A 14,887-nucleotide genomic window follows, 5' to 3' on the forward strand; every position below is an offset into this window, starting at 1 on the left:
AGGACTTTATGTGAAGTTAACAATAAATGAATATTCAAAACAATTTAAAATGTCAAAAGAAATAATTAATTCAAAAATAAAATCTAAAAGATTAAACTATATTATTGAAGATTCCACAACTTATATAATTATTTCAGATGCTACTAATAATGAAGAAATAAAAACTGAAGTTCTTGTTGAAAAAGCATTACCATTAAAACCTAAGACAACAGTTGCAACTGTAATTGCTCTTTACCAAAGAGAAAACACTCAATTAAAAGAAAGAATTATGCAACTAGAGATAAAAATAGATAAGCTTATTGATGACAAAGAGCAGATGCTTCGTGATGAGCGTGATAAAATAGAAGAGTTGTATTCAAATAAAGATAAACAACTAAAAAATATACTAGAACTTATAAATACTAAAATGATATCTGAACTCCAAAATGAAACTGTTCATGAGGTAGAACATATTCAACAACAAACAATAAGTTTAGAACTTGTAGAATTAAAAGAGCATCTAAAAACTTTAAATCTAAAATCTTATCAAAGAAAAATAATCAAAAAAAGATTCATTGCAGCTTATGATAATGATGATAGAATATTACAAAAAGATGGAAAATTATACTTAGATTTTTCAAAATATGACTACAACAATTTACTAGCATATTAGTTTGGTAAAATATAGATGAGTTATATTCAAGATTCTACAATTAAAACAAAAAATATTAAAAAATCCGTATCTCGTTTTGCATCTCGAAATGAGATATCTATAGATGCTTGTGATTTCGCCATAAGAAAAACAGTAACCTATATAAAAACAAGTTTAGATGATGATTTTAGACTTTTTAACAAAAATATTTCAGCTCATTATAAAGATAAAAATGAGCTAATAAACCAACATGTAGAGTTCCATCAACTTTACATATTGACTATTACACACTCAAAAAATACAACTATTAAACTTAACTATACCTTAGACCTAGGCAAACATAATTGCATCCCAATATTAATCTTAAAGTCTGATTCGCAGATACCCTTTGCAAGATTAAAACCAAAAGAAACATACTCTCTTTTAATCAAAGAATTTAATAAAATAAAAGCTGAAAATGGTATTTTAATCAATCTATTTGATGAAAAGATGCTTAAAAAATTAAAAATATTTACAAAACATCTTTATACAGGAAATTTTAAAAAAAGTATAAAGTTTCATCTATTTGAAGGAATAGAGCCAGAAATAACAATAGCTGGTAAACTAACTCTTTGCTTTAACCAAAAGGAAAATAGTACTAAACATCAGATTATTGAAGTTGAAAAAGATGAGGTTTTAATTGAATACTTAAAACCAATTTATGGAAAAAATGGTTTTAATGCACAAGGTAAGCATCTAGGTGCTTCTTATTCAGATAATGCTGATGATCTTAAGACACCTATTGATACAGATAGCATCTATATAATAGAAGATAATAATCAAAAGTTATATAAAAGTAAGGTAAAAGGTTTTGTTAAATTTAGCACAAAACTTTTAAGTATTAACAACAAGGTAAGAAAGTCTAAAATTTCAAGAGTAGAAAACTCCATAGCAAAAGAACAAGATAATAATATAGAAGTTCACATCGCTCAAAACGACACAACTAAAGATAGTATTGGAGAGGGAGTAAAATTAGTTAGTGAAACCATTCATGTAGATGGTCACATCGGTGCTAATAGCATCTTAAAAGCTATTAACCTACAAATAGATGGAGCCACACACCAAAATTCAAGGCAGTTTGCAAGAACTGCAAAAATAAACAGACACAAAGGTACACTTAGATGTAAAGATGCAAAAATATCACTTCTTGAAGGTGGTACAGTTCATGCAACTAACCTTGATATTGAATCTTCTCTTGGTGGAATTATCTATGCACAAAATGTCACTATTGGACATGTAAAAAGTAACTTAAAAGTATATGCTTCTGAATCTATTACAATAAAATTAGTAAGTGGTGAAGATAATCTTTTTAAAATAAATTATAAAGATATACCTATTTTAAACTCTAAAGTAAATTTTATTAATGAAGATATTCTTAACCTAAAATATGACCTTGAAGAAGCCAAACGACATAATCAAGCCCAAGTATCTGTAATTAAAAAAAATATTTTAAATTTCAAAAATGAACTAAAACATATCAAAGAGTCAACATTAAGAGCAAAGATTAGTGTTGAAAAACCATTTAAAGGCTTAAATAAGATAGTCTTTACACTAGATAATGAAGATGAAATAATTTTTAAAACACAAGAGCAAAGCTATTCACCTTTTTACCTAGAAATTAGCGAAGATAAAATAACTTTAGAACCTGTCAAAAAATCTATCTCTATTAATTAACACTACCCACCAAAATAACTTACAAAAAATAAAATATTTTAATTTTTAAAAATATTTTAATCTTAATAAAACACGGTTTACCGTATATTTAACAATAATTATATGATACAATACATTAATTATTGTATTAAATAGTATATAAACATACATTTAACATATATTAAATGTATATTTAAGTATATTTCTCGTATAATTTTTTCATGAAAATTAATGATTTGTTTAATATTCTTCATAATTCACTAGAGTACAAAAATAATGGGAAAAAAATATCTCTTAAAGATATGGCTAACTCTTTTGGTATTTCTATGCGTACATATCAAGACTGGAAGCTTGGACGGGCTAAACCTCAAGCTGCTTCTATTGTTATGAAAATGTTAGGAAGACTAGATGATGATGAGATTATTAGAACTGTTAGAAAAATTAATAAACTTGAAGAGGTATAGTAGATGAGCACACTGACTAAACAAGAGAGAGATGGACTAGAAGATATTTTCTTATCTATTCAAACAGATAGTGAAAAATATAAAAAAATAAAAGATATTTCATCTTTATTGATATCAACAACCATAAGTTTAAACACATCAAAGTTTATAAAAGTAGCTAAATCAGGACTTAAAGAGTCTAAAATATCGCAATTCTTAACGCTTTTTATCAAAAAGAAGAAAAATTTAAGCAAATAAATTATAAAGTGTCTTTAGCTGAATTATTTTTATAAAGGGCTTAGCGGTGTCTTTTAAAAATAATTTCGGAAATCTTTATGAATCCAAAGGTAAATATATGAATAAAGCTCAATTCGTTGAATTAGTACAGGCAAGTGGTGAGTACAAAACTAAAGTTGAAGCAGAAGCTGCAATAAAAGCATTTATACAAGCAGTAACAACTGCTTTAGTTAAGAAAGAAGATGTTTCTTTAGTTGGTTTCGGTAGTTTTACGGCTAACCTTCAAAAAGGTAAAAGTGGTAAAGTTCCTGGTACAGATAAAACTTATACTACGCAAGACAAAATGGTTCCTAAGTTTAAAGCTGGCAAAGGTCTTAAAGACCGCGTTGCTGCAGGCAAATAAAACTTTTAAAACTCATAGCAAATATAGAGCTATGAGTTTTTATCTTCATGAATCTATTCTCATCACTATTTAAAAAGAAAACAACAACTTTAACACTCCCAGACTCCTTATTAATAAAAAAATTAAAAGTAGTTTGTAAAAAAAAATATTTTAGCATCTATGAAAACATAACCATATATCATCATACTAAAAATTATTTTATTCCTCTACTTATTTTAAATCCAAGTAAAGGGATTTACCTATTTGAATATAAAGAGTGGTCCTATGATGATCTAAAAAATGCAACAATATCAAAAGCAACAAATCAAGATTCTAATAACAAAAACTTAGCTTTTGAAAAAACACATCAATTTATAAAACAAAAATTTAATGAACTCACACACAGTGATGGTGTTCCTATTTATAACTATTTACTTATGGAAAATTTAAATAGTGATGAATATGAATATCTTGATGACTCCTTTAGAGAGTTACTGCCATTTAATAAAATAATGTTTAATAATTCTTCTGAAGATGAAATTTTTAAAAAAATTGATAATGCACCATCTCCAATTTCCCCTATGCCAAATGAGGCAGACATTATTGGTAATCTTCTTGTTCAGTATCTTGTTTTTTCAAAAGACAACTCTAGAAATCTAGCCTCCAAAGAACAGATAGATTTTATTGAGAGTAAAATAGAGGGTACTCAAGTACTAAGCGGTCCATCATACTCAGGAAAGACTTCTTCAATACTTTTAAAAGCAATATTAGAAAATTTGCGTTGTAAAGATTTAAAAATTACTATTCTCGAGCCAACTGTATTAGCTTGTGACCTTTTAAAACAAAAATTATTAAATATTATAGAGTATGCTATTATTGAAATAGACATCGACTCTATAGAAATCATAACACCTATTGCTCTTGTAAATAAACATCTAACTAAACTAAAAAAGCCAAAGCTAGAAGTAATTTTATATATTGATGAAAAACTTATGCGCAATAATTACAAAGTTGCCGACCTGATAATTTGTGATGATTCTAATCTTCTTTCATTTGAATTTATTCAATACCTTCAGCATCTTCAAAAAGCTTCTTCTCTTATTTTAGTAAATGAATATCATGACGAAGATGCAAAGTTTATTTTTAACAAAAATTTTCAAGAAAAAAGTAGAAAAATAATTTTTAAACAAGCAAATCAACAAGCAAAAGCGCTACAAATAGTATCAAAACTTCTCCAAGATAATAAACCTGAAGATATTTTAATAGTTAGCAATAATGTCACTAAAAATAATCTAAGTGATGATTTAGAATTTTTCATAAAAGATAAAGCAATCTTACTAGATGCTAGTGTAAATTTACAAAACCAAGAATTAGAAAATTTACTTATTTGTTCATACGCACAAATAAGCTCTATGAACTCTAAGTATATAATACTTTTAGATGTAGAGGAAGCTTCTCTTAATCAGCTTGAGTATGCTTCGCATCTAGCTTATGACACAACTTTTGTACTTTATGACATAGAAGGTGAAAATATAAAAATACTAAAGGAAAAAAATGTTTAAAATACTATTACCATTTTTACTAATTTTGTCAATTGGATTACAAGCCAATGAAAAAGAAACAAGAGTAATACTTCAAACTACTCAAGGAAACATTGAACTTATTTTATTTGATGATATTGCACCGTTAACGGTAGAAAATTTTACTACTCATGTAAAAAACGGTTACTTTAATGGTGTGGCTTTCCACAGAATTATAAAGGGTTTTATGATTCAAGGAGGAGATCCGAGTGAAAGTGGTTTTAGTGGTGAGAGCATCTGGGGAAAACCTTTTAAAGATGAGTTTAAAAACAAAACATTTAACAAAATAGGAATTCTAGCAATGGCAAATAGTGGACCTCACACGAATGGAAGTCAATTTTTCATAACTACTACTAAAACACCTTGGCTAAATGGAAGACATACTATATTTGGAGAAGTTAGTAGAAATTCTTTAAAAGTAATAATGAAATTAGATAAAATTGCAACTCATAAATACTCGTCTATGCAAGAAAAAAAACAAAAAGACAAGCCTATAGTTAGACAAGAAATCATCAAAGCATATATACTTTCAAATATTATTACACAACGCTTACAAGAGGATAAATAATGGAAATTCAAACTATGAAAAAGCTTGAAAAAGAAGCATTAAAAAAGAGTGGCCCTGATTTTACAAAACTAGGATTAGCTCTCTTTTTTATGATTGGTGTTTTAACTTTTAGCTTCTTAAGTAATGGTGGTATTCCAAACAATATGTTTTTAGCAATAGCTGCACTAATCGGTGCTTATATGGCTATGAATATAGGTGCGAATGATGTTGCTAATAATGTTGGACCAGCTGTTGGTTCTAAAGCACTTACTCTAACTACTGCTATAATAATAGCAGCCGTATTTGAAGCTGCGGGAGCACTTATAGCTGGTGGTGAAGTTGTTAACACTATCAAAAAAGGCATCATTGATATCTCTGCATTTGGTGGAAATAGCGACCCTTTTATATGGGCTATGATGGCAGCTCTTTTAGCTGCTGCTTTATGGCTTAACTTCGCAACAATGGTTCGTGCCCCTGTTTCAACAACTCACTCAATAGTTGGTGGAGTAATGGGGGCAGGAATTGCTGCTGCAGGTTTTTCAATTGTTTCTTGGTCTACAATGGCAAAAATTGCATCTTCTTGGGTTATATCCCCTGTTTTAGGTGGAGTAATAGCCGCATTATTCTTATATTCTATTAAAAAGTCAATTATATTTAAAGAAGATAAAATAAAAGCTGCAAAAAGATGGGTTCCAGTTTTTGTAGCTATTATGTCATGGGCTTTTATAACTTACTTGACATTAAAAGGACTTAAAAAAATATGGCCACAAATAGTTGAAATTTTAAACTCAATACCTTTAGTTTCTATTGAGATGACAGACAAACCAACTTTTACGACTGCGCTAGTATTGGGCTTTATTATTTCTGTAGCTGTTTACTTAATAGTAAAAGCAAGATTACAGATGAACTCGACAATGCTTGAAAACAACAGAGAAGCAGTAAACTCTTTGTTTACTATACCATTAATTTTTGCTGCAGCACTACTTAGTTTTGCTCATGGAGCAAATGATGTTGCAAATGCCATAGGACCATTGGCAGCTATTAATGATGCTGTTCTTAATGGAGGTATATCATCTGAAGCCTCTATACCTATTTGGGTAATGGGAGTTGGAGCTTTGGGTATAGCTCTTGGTTTAGCACTTTATGGACCAAAACTTATCAAAACAGTTGGTTCTGAAATAACAGAACTTGATCAAATGAGAGCTTTTTCTGTAGCTATGGCTGCTTCTATAACTGTTATTATTGCTTCTCAACTTGGTCTTCCTGTAAGTTCTACTCACATAGCAATTGGTGGTGTTTTTGGTGTTGGATTTTTAAGGGAGTGGTTACATATAACTGACCCAAGACCAACTATAAAAGATGATAAATTAACCATAAAAGACGAGAAAAAGAATTTAAATGCTTATAATGCAGAACGATTAACACTTGAAAATAAAGAGCATAAAAATCAAAATAATTATGAAAGAATTGTTGAACTTTATAAGTTTATAGAAGTTGAAGAAAAACTTATAAAAGCAACAAAGAAACATATAAAACAAACTAAAAAAGTAGAGTATGTTAAAAGAGACGCAATTAAAAAAATCATTACTGCTTGGGTTGTTACTGTTCCAGCTGCAGCTGTTTTAGCAGGATTACTATTTTTTATGATAAAAGGTATAATGGCTTAGATTTTATCTAAAGCCTCTTTTACCTTTATGGCTTGAACATGTTCATATACATCATGTACTCTAACAATTGAAGCTCCATTTTGAATAGCTTCTAAATGAAGTGCAAGTGTCCCAGCTAATCTATCTTGGATTGGAGCAGGATATACTTTATCTATAATTGACTTTCTAGATGCTCCAACTAATAGTTCTTTATCCAGCGATAAAAAATTTTCTAAATGTTTTATTAATATAAGATTATGTTCTAGTGACTTTCCAAAACCAATGCCTACATCTAAAACGATATCTTTAACACCAAAACTTTCTGCTTTTTGTATTCTTTGCTCAAAAAACTGATAAATATCACTAAGGATACTATCATATTTTGGCTCTACTTGCATTGTTAAAGGAGTTCCTTGCATATGCATAATAATAACTTTGGCTTCGTACTTAGCACACAATTTACAAACCTCATCATTTTCTAAACCTGTTATATCATTCACAATTTTAAAAGCATTTTTCAGTGCATATTCTATAACTTTTGGCTCATAGCTATCTATACTAAATTTTATTTTTTCATAAAGTTTTTTTTCTTTAATAGCATCTATAATTGGTTTAACTCTTTTTAACTCTTCATCTATACTAACACTTGAAGTATTTGGCGCAGATGACACACCACCTATGTCTATTATAGTTACACCATCATCTATCATTTTAACAACAGCATCTATAGCTTTAGAATCTACAAATCTACTTCCTTCGAAGAAACTATCATCATTAGCATTTATAATGCCCATTACTTGAGCATGAACAGGTTTATTTATTTTATATAATTTTGAGATTTTTTTTGCTACTTCTTTTAGTCCAAATGGTTGTGACAACTCTTTTTTACTAAGGGTTTTCAACTGTTTAGCAGTTGCTATTAATATACAATCAACTAAAGGTGTTAATGCTGTAACAGTTCCACGAGGAACTGCCAAATCTGCTCCAATAGAGAGAGCATCTTGTTTTAAAATATTTGCTCCACCGACATGTAAATCTTTTATATATAAGATATGAGTACTCATCTTTGAAGCTAATATATTTATTCCACCACTATCAACACCGAGTTTTTTCAAATATGCCTTAGCATCTATACTATTTGATAATTTTTCAATCTCCATCTATAAAACCCATAAGTACAAGTGTTAAAATATTTTGTGGTTTTGAATTTAACTCTAAGAGCCTATATGCTTTATCAAAATTATCTAATTGCTTTTTGGACAAAATTAACATATCAACAACTGTTGCTCTATAATAAAGAGATTCTATTAAAAATTTTGCATCATTTCTTGAAATTCGAGCATTTTCTTTTAAAAAAACAAAAATATTTTCATAGCTAAGTCTCGCTAAATTAAGCTCACATTCATAAGTTTTAGCATTTTTTTTACCTTTTAAAATAGGTAATCTTGAACGAACGGTAGGGATAAGATTTGATTTTGTTGGAGTTATAATTATAAACTCTATATTTCTCGGAGGCTCTTCAAATATTTTTAAAAGTGAGTTTTGAGAAATAACATTAAAGTCTGCAGAACCTAAAATTATATATTTTGTTATTGATTCACTTATGTATGATTCAGCAAGCACAGCTTTAGCATGTTCAAGCAAAAATTTATCTTCTAAAAAGCCTACAACTCTATGTGGTTTAAGTGATTCTTGTAGTTTATAAAATTCTACTTCTATATCACTCGTAATGAGAATATGACCTTTTACAACTTCATGAACTGACATCTACTTCTCCAAACATTGCAGCACTAAGTGAAGCATCAAATAGTTTGTAAAGTTGCAAAAGTTTTATATCTAGCATTTTATCATGAGATTTCAGAGTAAAACCATTATGAAATTCTTCATCAAAAATCCAAAAATAACTACTATCTTTTCTTTTTGCTATATCTGCTCGTTTATCATCACCCTTCCCAATGTACCAAAATATAAAATCATCTTTATAAGAGAGAGAAATCATATCTTCAACTACATCTATCATCTCTCCACCACTTATATTTGAATAGTGTTGATACAGACTATCTATACTTACAATTGGTAATAGCGGTCTATCTAGCTTTAGCGAATTTATAGAAGTTAAAATATAAGTTTCAAACCATTTTCTCTTAGTATCTGTTATTAAAATAATTGTTTTAGAATTTAGGATTTGCTCTAATGCTAAAGATAAAGGGTTTGTCCAGTCAAAGCGCTGTTCTTCTAGCCAACTAAGACTAGCACCCTCTTCTCTTATAACATCTAAACTCCATTGCGCAAAATCTGATGCATTCATAAATTTTTACTTATCTAACTCATAAGCATTATGTAGACTTCTTACAGCAAGTTCAGCATATTTATCATCTATAATCATTGAAAGTTTTATCTCTGATGTTGAAATCATATTTATGTTTATATTTTCCTGTGCAAGTGTTGAGAATGCTTTTGCTGCTACACCAGTATGCGATTTCATACCAACACCAACTATAGAAACTTTACATATTTTATCATTATATGATTCAGCTTCTATGTCATTATTTTTAAGAAATACAGAAACAACTTCTTTTGCAGCACTTAAATCATTCATGGGAACAGTAAAGTCTATGTTTGTTGTACCATCATGTGCTTTATTTTGGATTATCATATCTACATTCACATCACTATTTGCTAATTTTGTAAAAACTTCAGATGCTATGCCTGGTCTATCTGCTACACCCATCAAAGATATACGAGCCTGATTTTTATCTAAAGCAATTCCACTCACTACAGGTTTTTCCATGATATTTTCTTCCTTTGTTATTAATGTTCCTGGCTCATCTGAAAAACTTGTTCTTGTTACTAAGTTTACATTTAATTTTTTTGCTAACTCAACTGAGCGGTTTTGAAGTACTTTTGCACCAAGAGAAGCCAACTCTAGCATCTCATCATAAGAAATTTTATCAAGTTTTTTAGCTTTTGGTTCTATTCGTGGGTCAGTTGTGTAAATACCACTAACATCCGTATATATTTCACATAAGTCAGCTTCTATCGCTCCTGCTATTGCAACGGCACTTAAATCACTTCCTCCACGACCAAGAGTTGTTACATCACCATGTTCATTTACACCTTGAAAACCAGCAACTACAATAATTTTACCTTCATCTAAAGCAGACTTCATAACCCGTGGATCGATCTCTTCTATACGCGCTTTTGTGTGAAGATTGTCTGTAAGAATTCCAGCTTTTCTGCCTGTCATAGAAACACAAGGGTGACCCATTTCATTTAAAGCTATTGAAAGTAGAGATGCTGTAACTCTTTCTCCAGAACTTAGAAGCATGTCCATTTCAGCTTTAGCTGGATTTTTCGAAAAATGTTCAGCATAACCTACTAATTTATTTGTTTCTCCACTCATTGCAGAAACAACAACAATAACATCATTCCCCTCTTTTTTTGTTCGTGATACACGAGCAGCAACATTTGAAATACGGTCTAAATCACCGACACTTGTTCCACCAAATTTTTGTACTATTAACATCTAAAGGTAACCTTCTTTTTTGAAATGTTTAATCACTGTTTTATAAACCTCTTGCTTAAAAGATGCGCTCATGCATAAAGCTTCTTCTACATTCACAAATTTAAAATTACTAAATTCTGGATGAGAAGTATTTATATCAATTGTCGCATTTTTTTTGAGTTTCACTAAAAAGTATTTTTGTGTTTGCCCTTTGTAAGGCTTCATCTTCTTAGCTATCTTTGAAGGAAAATCATATGAAATCCACTCTGGATACTCGGCAATAATTTTTACTTTTTTTGTTCCTATCTCTTCTTCAAGTTCTCGAAACATAGCCTCTTGCACTTCCTCACCAGCATCTATTCCGCCTTGAGGAAACTGCCATACATCATTGAAGTCATTTCTTTGTGCTATAAAAATTTCTTTCTTTTTGGGATATTTATTTGACATAACTATCATAGCAACATTAGGACGATATGATTTTTTCTCACTCATTAAAACACCTGATTTTTTATAATCGCGATTATACTAAAGATGCTATTAAATTAAGCTATAACTCTGCGGTGTTTTTGGCTCGCCATAATAATAACCTTGAATATAATCAACTCCCATTTCTCTAACCTTAGCATCTAGCTCTTTTGTGCTAACAAACTCTGCTATTATCTTTATCTTGGCATTTTTTGCAAAAACTATAACTGCATTGACCATATACTCAACTGTTTTATCAACTAAAAGTTTTTCTATTAAACTGCCATCGAGTTTAATGTAATCAATATTAAGTTTTACAATATGTGTAAAATTAGAATAACCAGAGCCAAAATCATCAAGAGAAACTTTGCATCCATATTCTTTTATCATTAATATAAACTCTTCAACAAGTTGATAATCTTCAATATCTTCAGATTCAACTATTTCAAATGTAATACCTTCTCCCCCATACTTATCTAGTCTATTTTTTATATACTCAATCATTGTTGGTGAAATTATATTTTCATAAGTAACATTTATAGATAAATCTGCTTTATTATTTGCATAAATAGCAAATACTTTTTGCATCATTTGCCTTGTAAAAAACTCAAATGTATTGTCCTGTTTTGCAGAATCTAAGAAGTAACAAGGTAAAATTACCTCTTCGCTCTCAGTTACAATCCGAGCAAGTGCTTCATATTTTAACACACTATTATCTTTTGCATCTATTATAGGCTGAAAATAAGGAATAATATTATCACTGTGCAATGCTTTTTTATATGCTCTCATTCTATCAATAGTTGATTTTTGAAACTCTATAGTTGTTTGATTTTTATTATAAATTACCAAACTTTTTTTATTCATCACAGCATCTTGTAAACTTATATCTGCCTTATTAAACAAATCAATAATGCCATAAGCAACACCTGCTGTAAAATCTGAGACAAGCTCTTGTTCTGAATCAAGGCAAATATTTTCTTCATGGTTGATTAATATTGTATATTTTAAAAGTGCTAAATATTTTTCAAATATTTTTTTTGAACTTATTAAAATTGCGAACTCATACATATTTAAACTATACAAAGTTACATTATCATCTATTATGATTTCATTTAATTGTTGTGCTTTTTTTAATATCATATTTGAGACTATATCAATACCATATAAATCTTTAATAATATTGATTTGATTGACATGAAGTAAAATCAACATTGTTTCTTCCTGAAGAAGTTCTAAATCCTGAATAAGAGATTGTCTATTTGGTAATTTAGTAACTATATCTAAGTCTTTAAAAAGATTTATATTTTCTATATTCTCATTAAATACAACTCTATTTCTTCCTGCTTTCTTCGCTTTATATAAATTATCATCTGCTAAATTATATATATCATCACTAGACATTGTATTATTAAACCCATTTACATTAACTGCCCCAATTGAAATTGTTACATAATCAGAAACTTTACTTTTTTCATGTTTAATCTTAAGTGATTCTACATTTTTTACTATCTCTGAAGATACCTTTATCACATCTTCATCATTACTGTCTGATACAAATATAGCAAACTCTTCTCCACCAATTCTAAAGACATCGTTAACACTATAATTAATACAGTTTTTCATCTGAGAAGCTATTCTTTTTAAGACTTTATCTCCTTGAGGATGCCCGTAAGAATCATTATAATCTTTAAAGTAATCAACATCAATAATTAATAGAGCGAAGTTTTCTTTTCTCCATGAAGAACTTTTAAACTCTCTTTTAAGTGAGTAGTCAAAATATCGTCTATTGTGTATATTTGTCAAAGCATCTGTAATTGATAGTTCTTTTAATTTTGTGCTATTTGTTATATTTCTTGAAATCGTGGTGTAACCTATTTTTTCATTATTCATATCAAAAAGTGGTAAAATTATTTGTTTTAACCAATACTCTTCTCCGCTATACTTATTGTTTTTAAGTTGACCTGTCCATTTTTTATTTTCGAGAATTGTTTCCCATAAATTTTTTATCAGCTCTTTATCAGCATTTTCTCTTCTGAAGAGTTTATGCGTACTGCCAATAACCTCATCTAGTAAAAAGCCTGTAAAATTTAAATACGCACTAGATATTTCTAATATTTTTCCATCTAAATCAGTAACTGTCATAAAAACATTTTCATCTATTATTTTACTTTTTTGTTTTAAAAAGAAAACTTTTTCATTATAATTTTGCAAAGATTTTATTTTTTTACTTAGTTCTAAAATTGAAGATATAAACTTGTTGATGCTTAAAATCGGTTTGATTATAAACTTATCTACTCCAGCATCTATAGCCTCTATGAGAAAGTCTTCAGTTTTATGTTCTGCCAACAAGATAATAGGTTGATTTGGTTTAATGATTTTTATTTTTTTAGACATCTCAACGCCATTCATATTTGGCATAACAATATCACTAATTACAAGATCAATAGAGGAATCATATAAGCCAAGGGCTTCAAAACCATCTTTAGCCACAACAATATTCTCAAAATATAATTTAAGAATCTCTAGTGTAGACTCTCTTATATCATCGTCATCTTCAACATATAATAATTTGATTGTTTTTAAAAGTGATGTATCTTCCATACAATAATTATATTCTTATATACTTTATATTCAAATTAAAATTTGATATACTTCGGTTATGTTACTCTATATACACATTCCCTTTTGCGATTCTAAATGTTCGTATTGTGCTTTTAACTCTTATGTTGATAAGTTTCACCTAAAATCATCTTACATGAAAGCTTTACTTTTACAGTTAAAACATGAGCTAAAAAAATTTAATGCAAAAGAAAAAAAAATCACTACTATTTTTATTGGAGGTGGCACACCATCTACAATATCAACAAATCTTTATGAGCCCTTATTTCACCTTATTAATCCTTATCTTAGTAAAGATGTTGAAATAACTAGCGAAGCAAACCCAAATAGTGCAAATTTAGAATGGCTTGAAGAAATGTACAAACTTGGTGTAAATCGCATAAGTTTTGGAGTGCAGAGTTTTAATAATAAAAAACTAAAGTTACTAAACCGAACTCATAACAAGTCAGATGCCATAAAATCAATACAAAATGCGAAAAAAGTTGGCTTTAAAAATATTTCTCTTGATTTAATTTACGCAACCCTAGGAGATACAAAAGAACTACTTCAAAAAGATTTAAAAATAGCTTTTTCTCTACCCGTAAATCATCTAAGTGCATATGCCCTAACTATAGAAGAAGGTACACCCTTCGAGTCAAAGCCACAAATGTCAAAAGAAAATTTAGAACTTACATCATGGCTGTTTGAGGAGATAAAGTTAAATGGATTTGAACAGTATGAAATTAGTAATTTTGGTACCTATAAAAGCACTCATAATCTCGGGTATTGGAAATATGAAGATTACATAGGGCTTGGAAGTGGAGCAGTTGGTAAGCTTAGTCATAAAAGATTTTATCCAACTGTTATATTGGAAGATTATATAAAAAGTCCTCTTCAAGCCAGAGAAGAAGAACTAAGCCAAGAAGATATTAGAATAGAAAAGATTTTTTTAGGTTTTCGTTCTTGTGTTGGGGTAAAAATGGATATTTTAAGTAATTATGAACAAGAACGCGCAAATATCTTAGTTCAAGAAAAAAAACTTTCTTTAAAAAACAAAATTTTATACAATTTCGAGTATCTTTTAGCAGATGAACTGGCTCTATTCTTATCATCTTAAGGATAGTTTTGCTAAAATCCATAAATTAAAAAATTTGAAGGCTT

15 protein-coding genes are annotated in these 14,887 nt (G+C 29.1%); 9 read left to right on the forward strand and 6 right to left on the reverse strand.

The window, feature by feature from the left end:
* The first annotated feature begins 10 nt into the window (after nucleotides 1-10).
* The 8 genes from MOV42_RS11040 (at nucleotide 11) to MOV42_RS11075 (ending at nucleotide 7,179) form a co-directional block, all read left to right on the forward strand.
* Nucleotides 11-652, forward strand: a complete 642-nt coding sequence (locus MOV42_RS11040; RefSeq protein ID WP_324171232.1) for a hypothetical protein — start codon at nucleotides 11-13, stop codon at nucleotides 650-652.
* A gap of 15 nt (nucleotides 653-667) precedes the next feature.
* Entirely contained in the window at nucleotides 668-2,344 is a 1,677-nt protein-coding gene (locus MOV42_RS11045; protein WP_324171233.1) for a flagellar assembly protein A, read from the forward strand.
* A gap of 200 nt (nucleotides 2,345-2,544) precedes the next feature.
* The gene (locus MOV42_RS11050; protein WP_324171234.1) at nucleotides 2,545-2,787 is read left to right on the forward strand and encodes an XRE family transcriptional regulator; all 243 of its coding nucleotides are present in this window, start codon (nucleotides 2,545-2,547) and stop codon (nucleotides 2,785-2,787) included.
* A gap of 3 nt (nucleotides 2,788-2,790) precedes the next feature.
* Entirely contained in the window at nucleotides 2,791-3,024 is a 234-nt protein-coding gene (locus tag MOV42_RS11055; RefSeq protein WP_324171235.1) for a hypothetical protein, read from the forward strand.
* A gap of 97 nt (nucleotides 3,025-3,121) precedes the next feature.
* Nucleotides 3,122-3,406: an HU family DNA-binding protein gene (locus MOV42_RS11060; RefSeq protein WP_324171236.1), complete on the forward strand. Its 285-nt coding sequence runs from the start codon at nucleotides 3,122-3,124 to the stop codon at nucleotides 3,404-3,406.
* A gap of 47 nt (nucleotides 3,407-3,453) precedes the next feature.
* Nucleotides 3,454-4,947 (forward strand): hypothetical protein, encoded by a 1,494-nt coding sequence (locus MOV42_RS11065; RefSeq protein WP_324171237.1) that lies wholly within the window; start codon nucleotides 3,454-3,456, stop codon nucleotides 4,945-4,947.
* On the forward strand, nucleotides 4,940-5,533 hold the full coding sequence (locus tag MOV42_RS11070) for a peptidylprolyl isomerase (protein ID WP_324171238.1): 594 nt from the start codon (nucleotides 4,940-4,942) through the stop codon (nucleotides 5,531-5,533). Before MOV42_RS11065 ends, MOV42_RS11070 begins: the two co-directional genes overlap by 8 nt.
* Nucleotides 5,533-7,179, forward strand: coding sequence for an inorganic phosphate transporter (locus tag MOV42_RS11075; protein ID WP_324171239.1), 1,647 nt, complete (start codon nucleotides 5,533-5,535; stop codon nucleotides 7,177-7,179). Before MOV42_RS11070 ends, MOV42_RS11075 begins: the two co-directional genes overlap by 1 nt.
* On the opposite strand, the gene folP is transcribed toward MOV42_RS11075, so the two are convergent.
* The 6 genes from folP to MOV42_RS11105 are packed head-to-tail and all read right to left on the reverse strand — an operon-like array spanning nucleotide 7,176 to nucleotide 13,729.
* Nucleotides 7,176-8,318 (reverse strand): dihydropteroate synthase, encoded by a 1,143-nt coding sequence (gene folP, locus MOV42_RS11080; RefSeq protein ID WP_324171240.1) that lies wholly within the window; start codon nucleotides 8,316-8,318, stop codon nucleotides 7,176-7,178. The genes MOV42_RS11075 and folP overlap by 4 nt on opposite strands.
* Nucleotides 8,308-8,925 (reverse strand): DNA polymerase III subunit delta', encoded by a 618-nt coding sequence (locus tag MOV42_RS11085; protein WP_324171241.1) that lies wholly within the window; start codon nucleotides 8,923-8,925, stop codon nucleotides 8,308-8,310. Before MOV42_RS11085 ends, folP begins: the two co-directional genes overlap by 11 nt.
* Nucleotides 8,912-9,466, reverse strand: a complete 555-nt coding sequence (locus MOV42_RS11090; protein WP_324171242.1) for a HobA family DNA replication regulator — start codon at nucleotides 9,464-9,466, stop codon at nucleotides 8,912-8,914. The genes MOV42_RS11085 and MOV42_RS11090 overlap by 14 nt, the downstream gene beginning before the upstream one ends.
* A 6-nt stretch (nucleotides 9,467-9,472) precedes the next feature.
* On the reverse strand, nucleotides 9,473-10,684 hold the full coding sequence (locus tag MOV42_RS11095) for an aspartate kinase (protein ID WP_324171243.1): 1,212 nt from the start codon (nucleotides 10,682-10,684) through the stop codon (nucleotides 9,473-9,475).
* Complete coding sequence (locus MOV42_RS11100; protein ID WP_324171244.1) at nucleotides 10,685-11,155, reverse strand: RNA pyrophosphohydrolase; 471 nt, start codon at nucleotides 11,153-11,155, stop codon at nucleotides 10,685-10,687.
* Between the two features lie 45 nt (nucleotides 11,156-11,200).
* Entirely contained in the window at nucleotides 11,201-13,729 is a 2,529-nt protein-coding gene (locus tag MOV42_RS11105) for an EAL domain-containing protein (protein ID WP_324171245.1), read from the reverse strand.
* Between the two features lie 58 nt (nucleotides 13,730-13,787).
* Here MOV42_RS11105 and hemW point away from each other — a divergent pair, with 58 nt between their 5' ends.
* On the forward strand, nucleotides 13,788-14,843 hold the full coding sequence (hemW, locus tag MOV42_RS11110; RefSeq protein ID WP_324171246.1) for a radical SAM family heme chaperone HemW: 1,056 nt from the start codon (nucleotides 13,788-13,790) through the stop codon (nucleotides 14,841-14,843).
* The last annotated feature ends 44 nt before the right edge of the window (nucleotides 14,844-14,887 follow it).

The sequence above is a fragment of the Sulfurimonas sp. genome (genome assembly GCF_029027405.1).
GTDB lineage: Bacteria > Campylobacterota > Campylobacteria > Campylobacterales > Sulfurimonadaceae > Sulfurimonas.

What these genes read in the sequence shown, in the direction of transcription:
- MOV42_RS11045 (WP_324171233.1), top strand. Translation starts at nt 668, where the DNA reads ATGAGTTATATTCAAGATTCTACAATTAAAACAAAAAATATTAAAAAA.
- MOV42_RS11050 (WP_324171234.1), top strand. Translation starts at nt 2,545, where the DNA reads ATGAAAATTAATGATTTGTTTAATATTCTTCATAATTCACTAGAGTAC.
- MOV42_RS11055 (WP_324171235.1), top strand. Translation starts at nt 2,791, where the DNA reads ATGAGCACACTGACTAAACAAGAGAGAGATGGACTAGAAGATATTTTC.
- MOV42_RS11060 (WP_324171236.1), top strand. Translation starts at nt 3,122, where the DNA reads ATGAATAAAGCTCAATTCGTTGAATTAGTACAGGCAAGTGGTGAGTAC.
- MOV42_RS11065 (WP_324171237.1), top strand. Translation starts at nt 3,454, where the DNA reads ATGAATCTATTCTCATCACTATTTAAAAAGAAAACAACAACTTTAACA.
- MOV42_RS11070 (WP_324171238.1), top strand. Translation starts at nt 4,940, where the DNA reads ATGTTTAAAATACTATTACCATTTTTACTAATTTTGTCAATTGGATTA.
- MOV42_RS11075 (WP_324171239.1), top strand. Translation starts at nt 5,533, where the DNA reads ATGGAAATTCAAACTATGAAAAAGCTTGAAAAAGAAGCATTAAAAAAG.
- folP (WP_324171240.1), bottom strand. Translation starts at nt 8,318, where the DNA reads ATGGAGATTGAAAAATTATCAAATAGTATAGATGCTAAGGCATATTTG.
- MOV42_RS11085 (WP_324171241.1), bottom strand. Translation starts at nt 8,925, where the DNA reads ATGTCAGTTCATGAAGTTGTAAAAGGTCATATTCTCATTACGAGTGAT.
- MOV42_RS11090 (WP_324171242.1), bottom strand. Translation starts at nt 9,466, where the DNA reads ATGAATGCATCAGATTTTGCGCAATGGAGTTTAGATGTTATAAGAGAA.
- MOV42_RS11095 (WP_324171243.1), bottom strand. Translation starts at nt 10,684, where the DNA reads ATGTTAATAGTACAAAAATTTGGTGGAACAAGTGTCGGTGATTTAGAC.
- MOV42_RS11100 (WP_324171244.1), bottom strand. Translation starts at nt 11,155, where the DNA reads ATGAGTGAGAAAAAATCATATCGTCCTAATGTTGCTATGATAGTTATG.
- MOV42_RS11105 (WP_324171245.1), bottom strand. Translation starts at nt 13,729, where the DNA reads ATGGAAGATACATCACTTTTAAAAACAATCAAATTATTATATGTTGAA.
- hemW (WP_324171246.1), top strand. Translation starts at nt 13,788, where the DNA reads ATGTTACTCTATATACACATTCCCTTTTGCGATTCTAAATGTTCGTAT.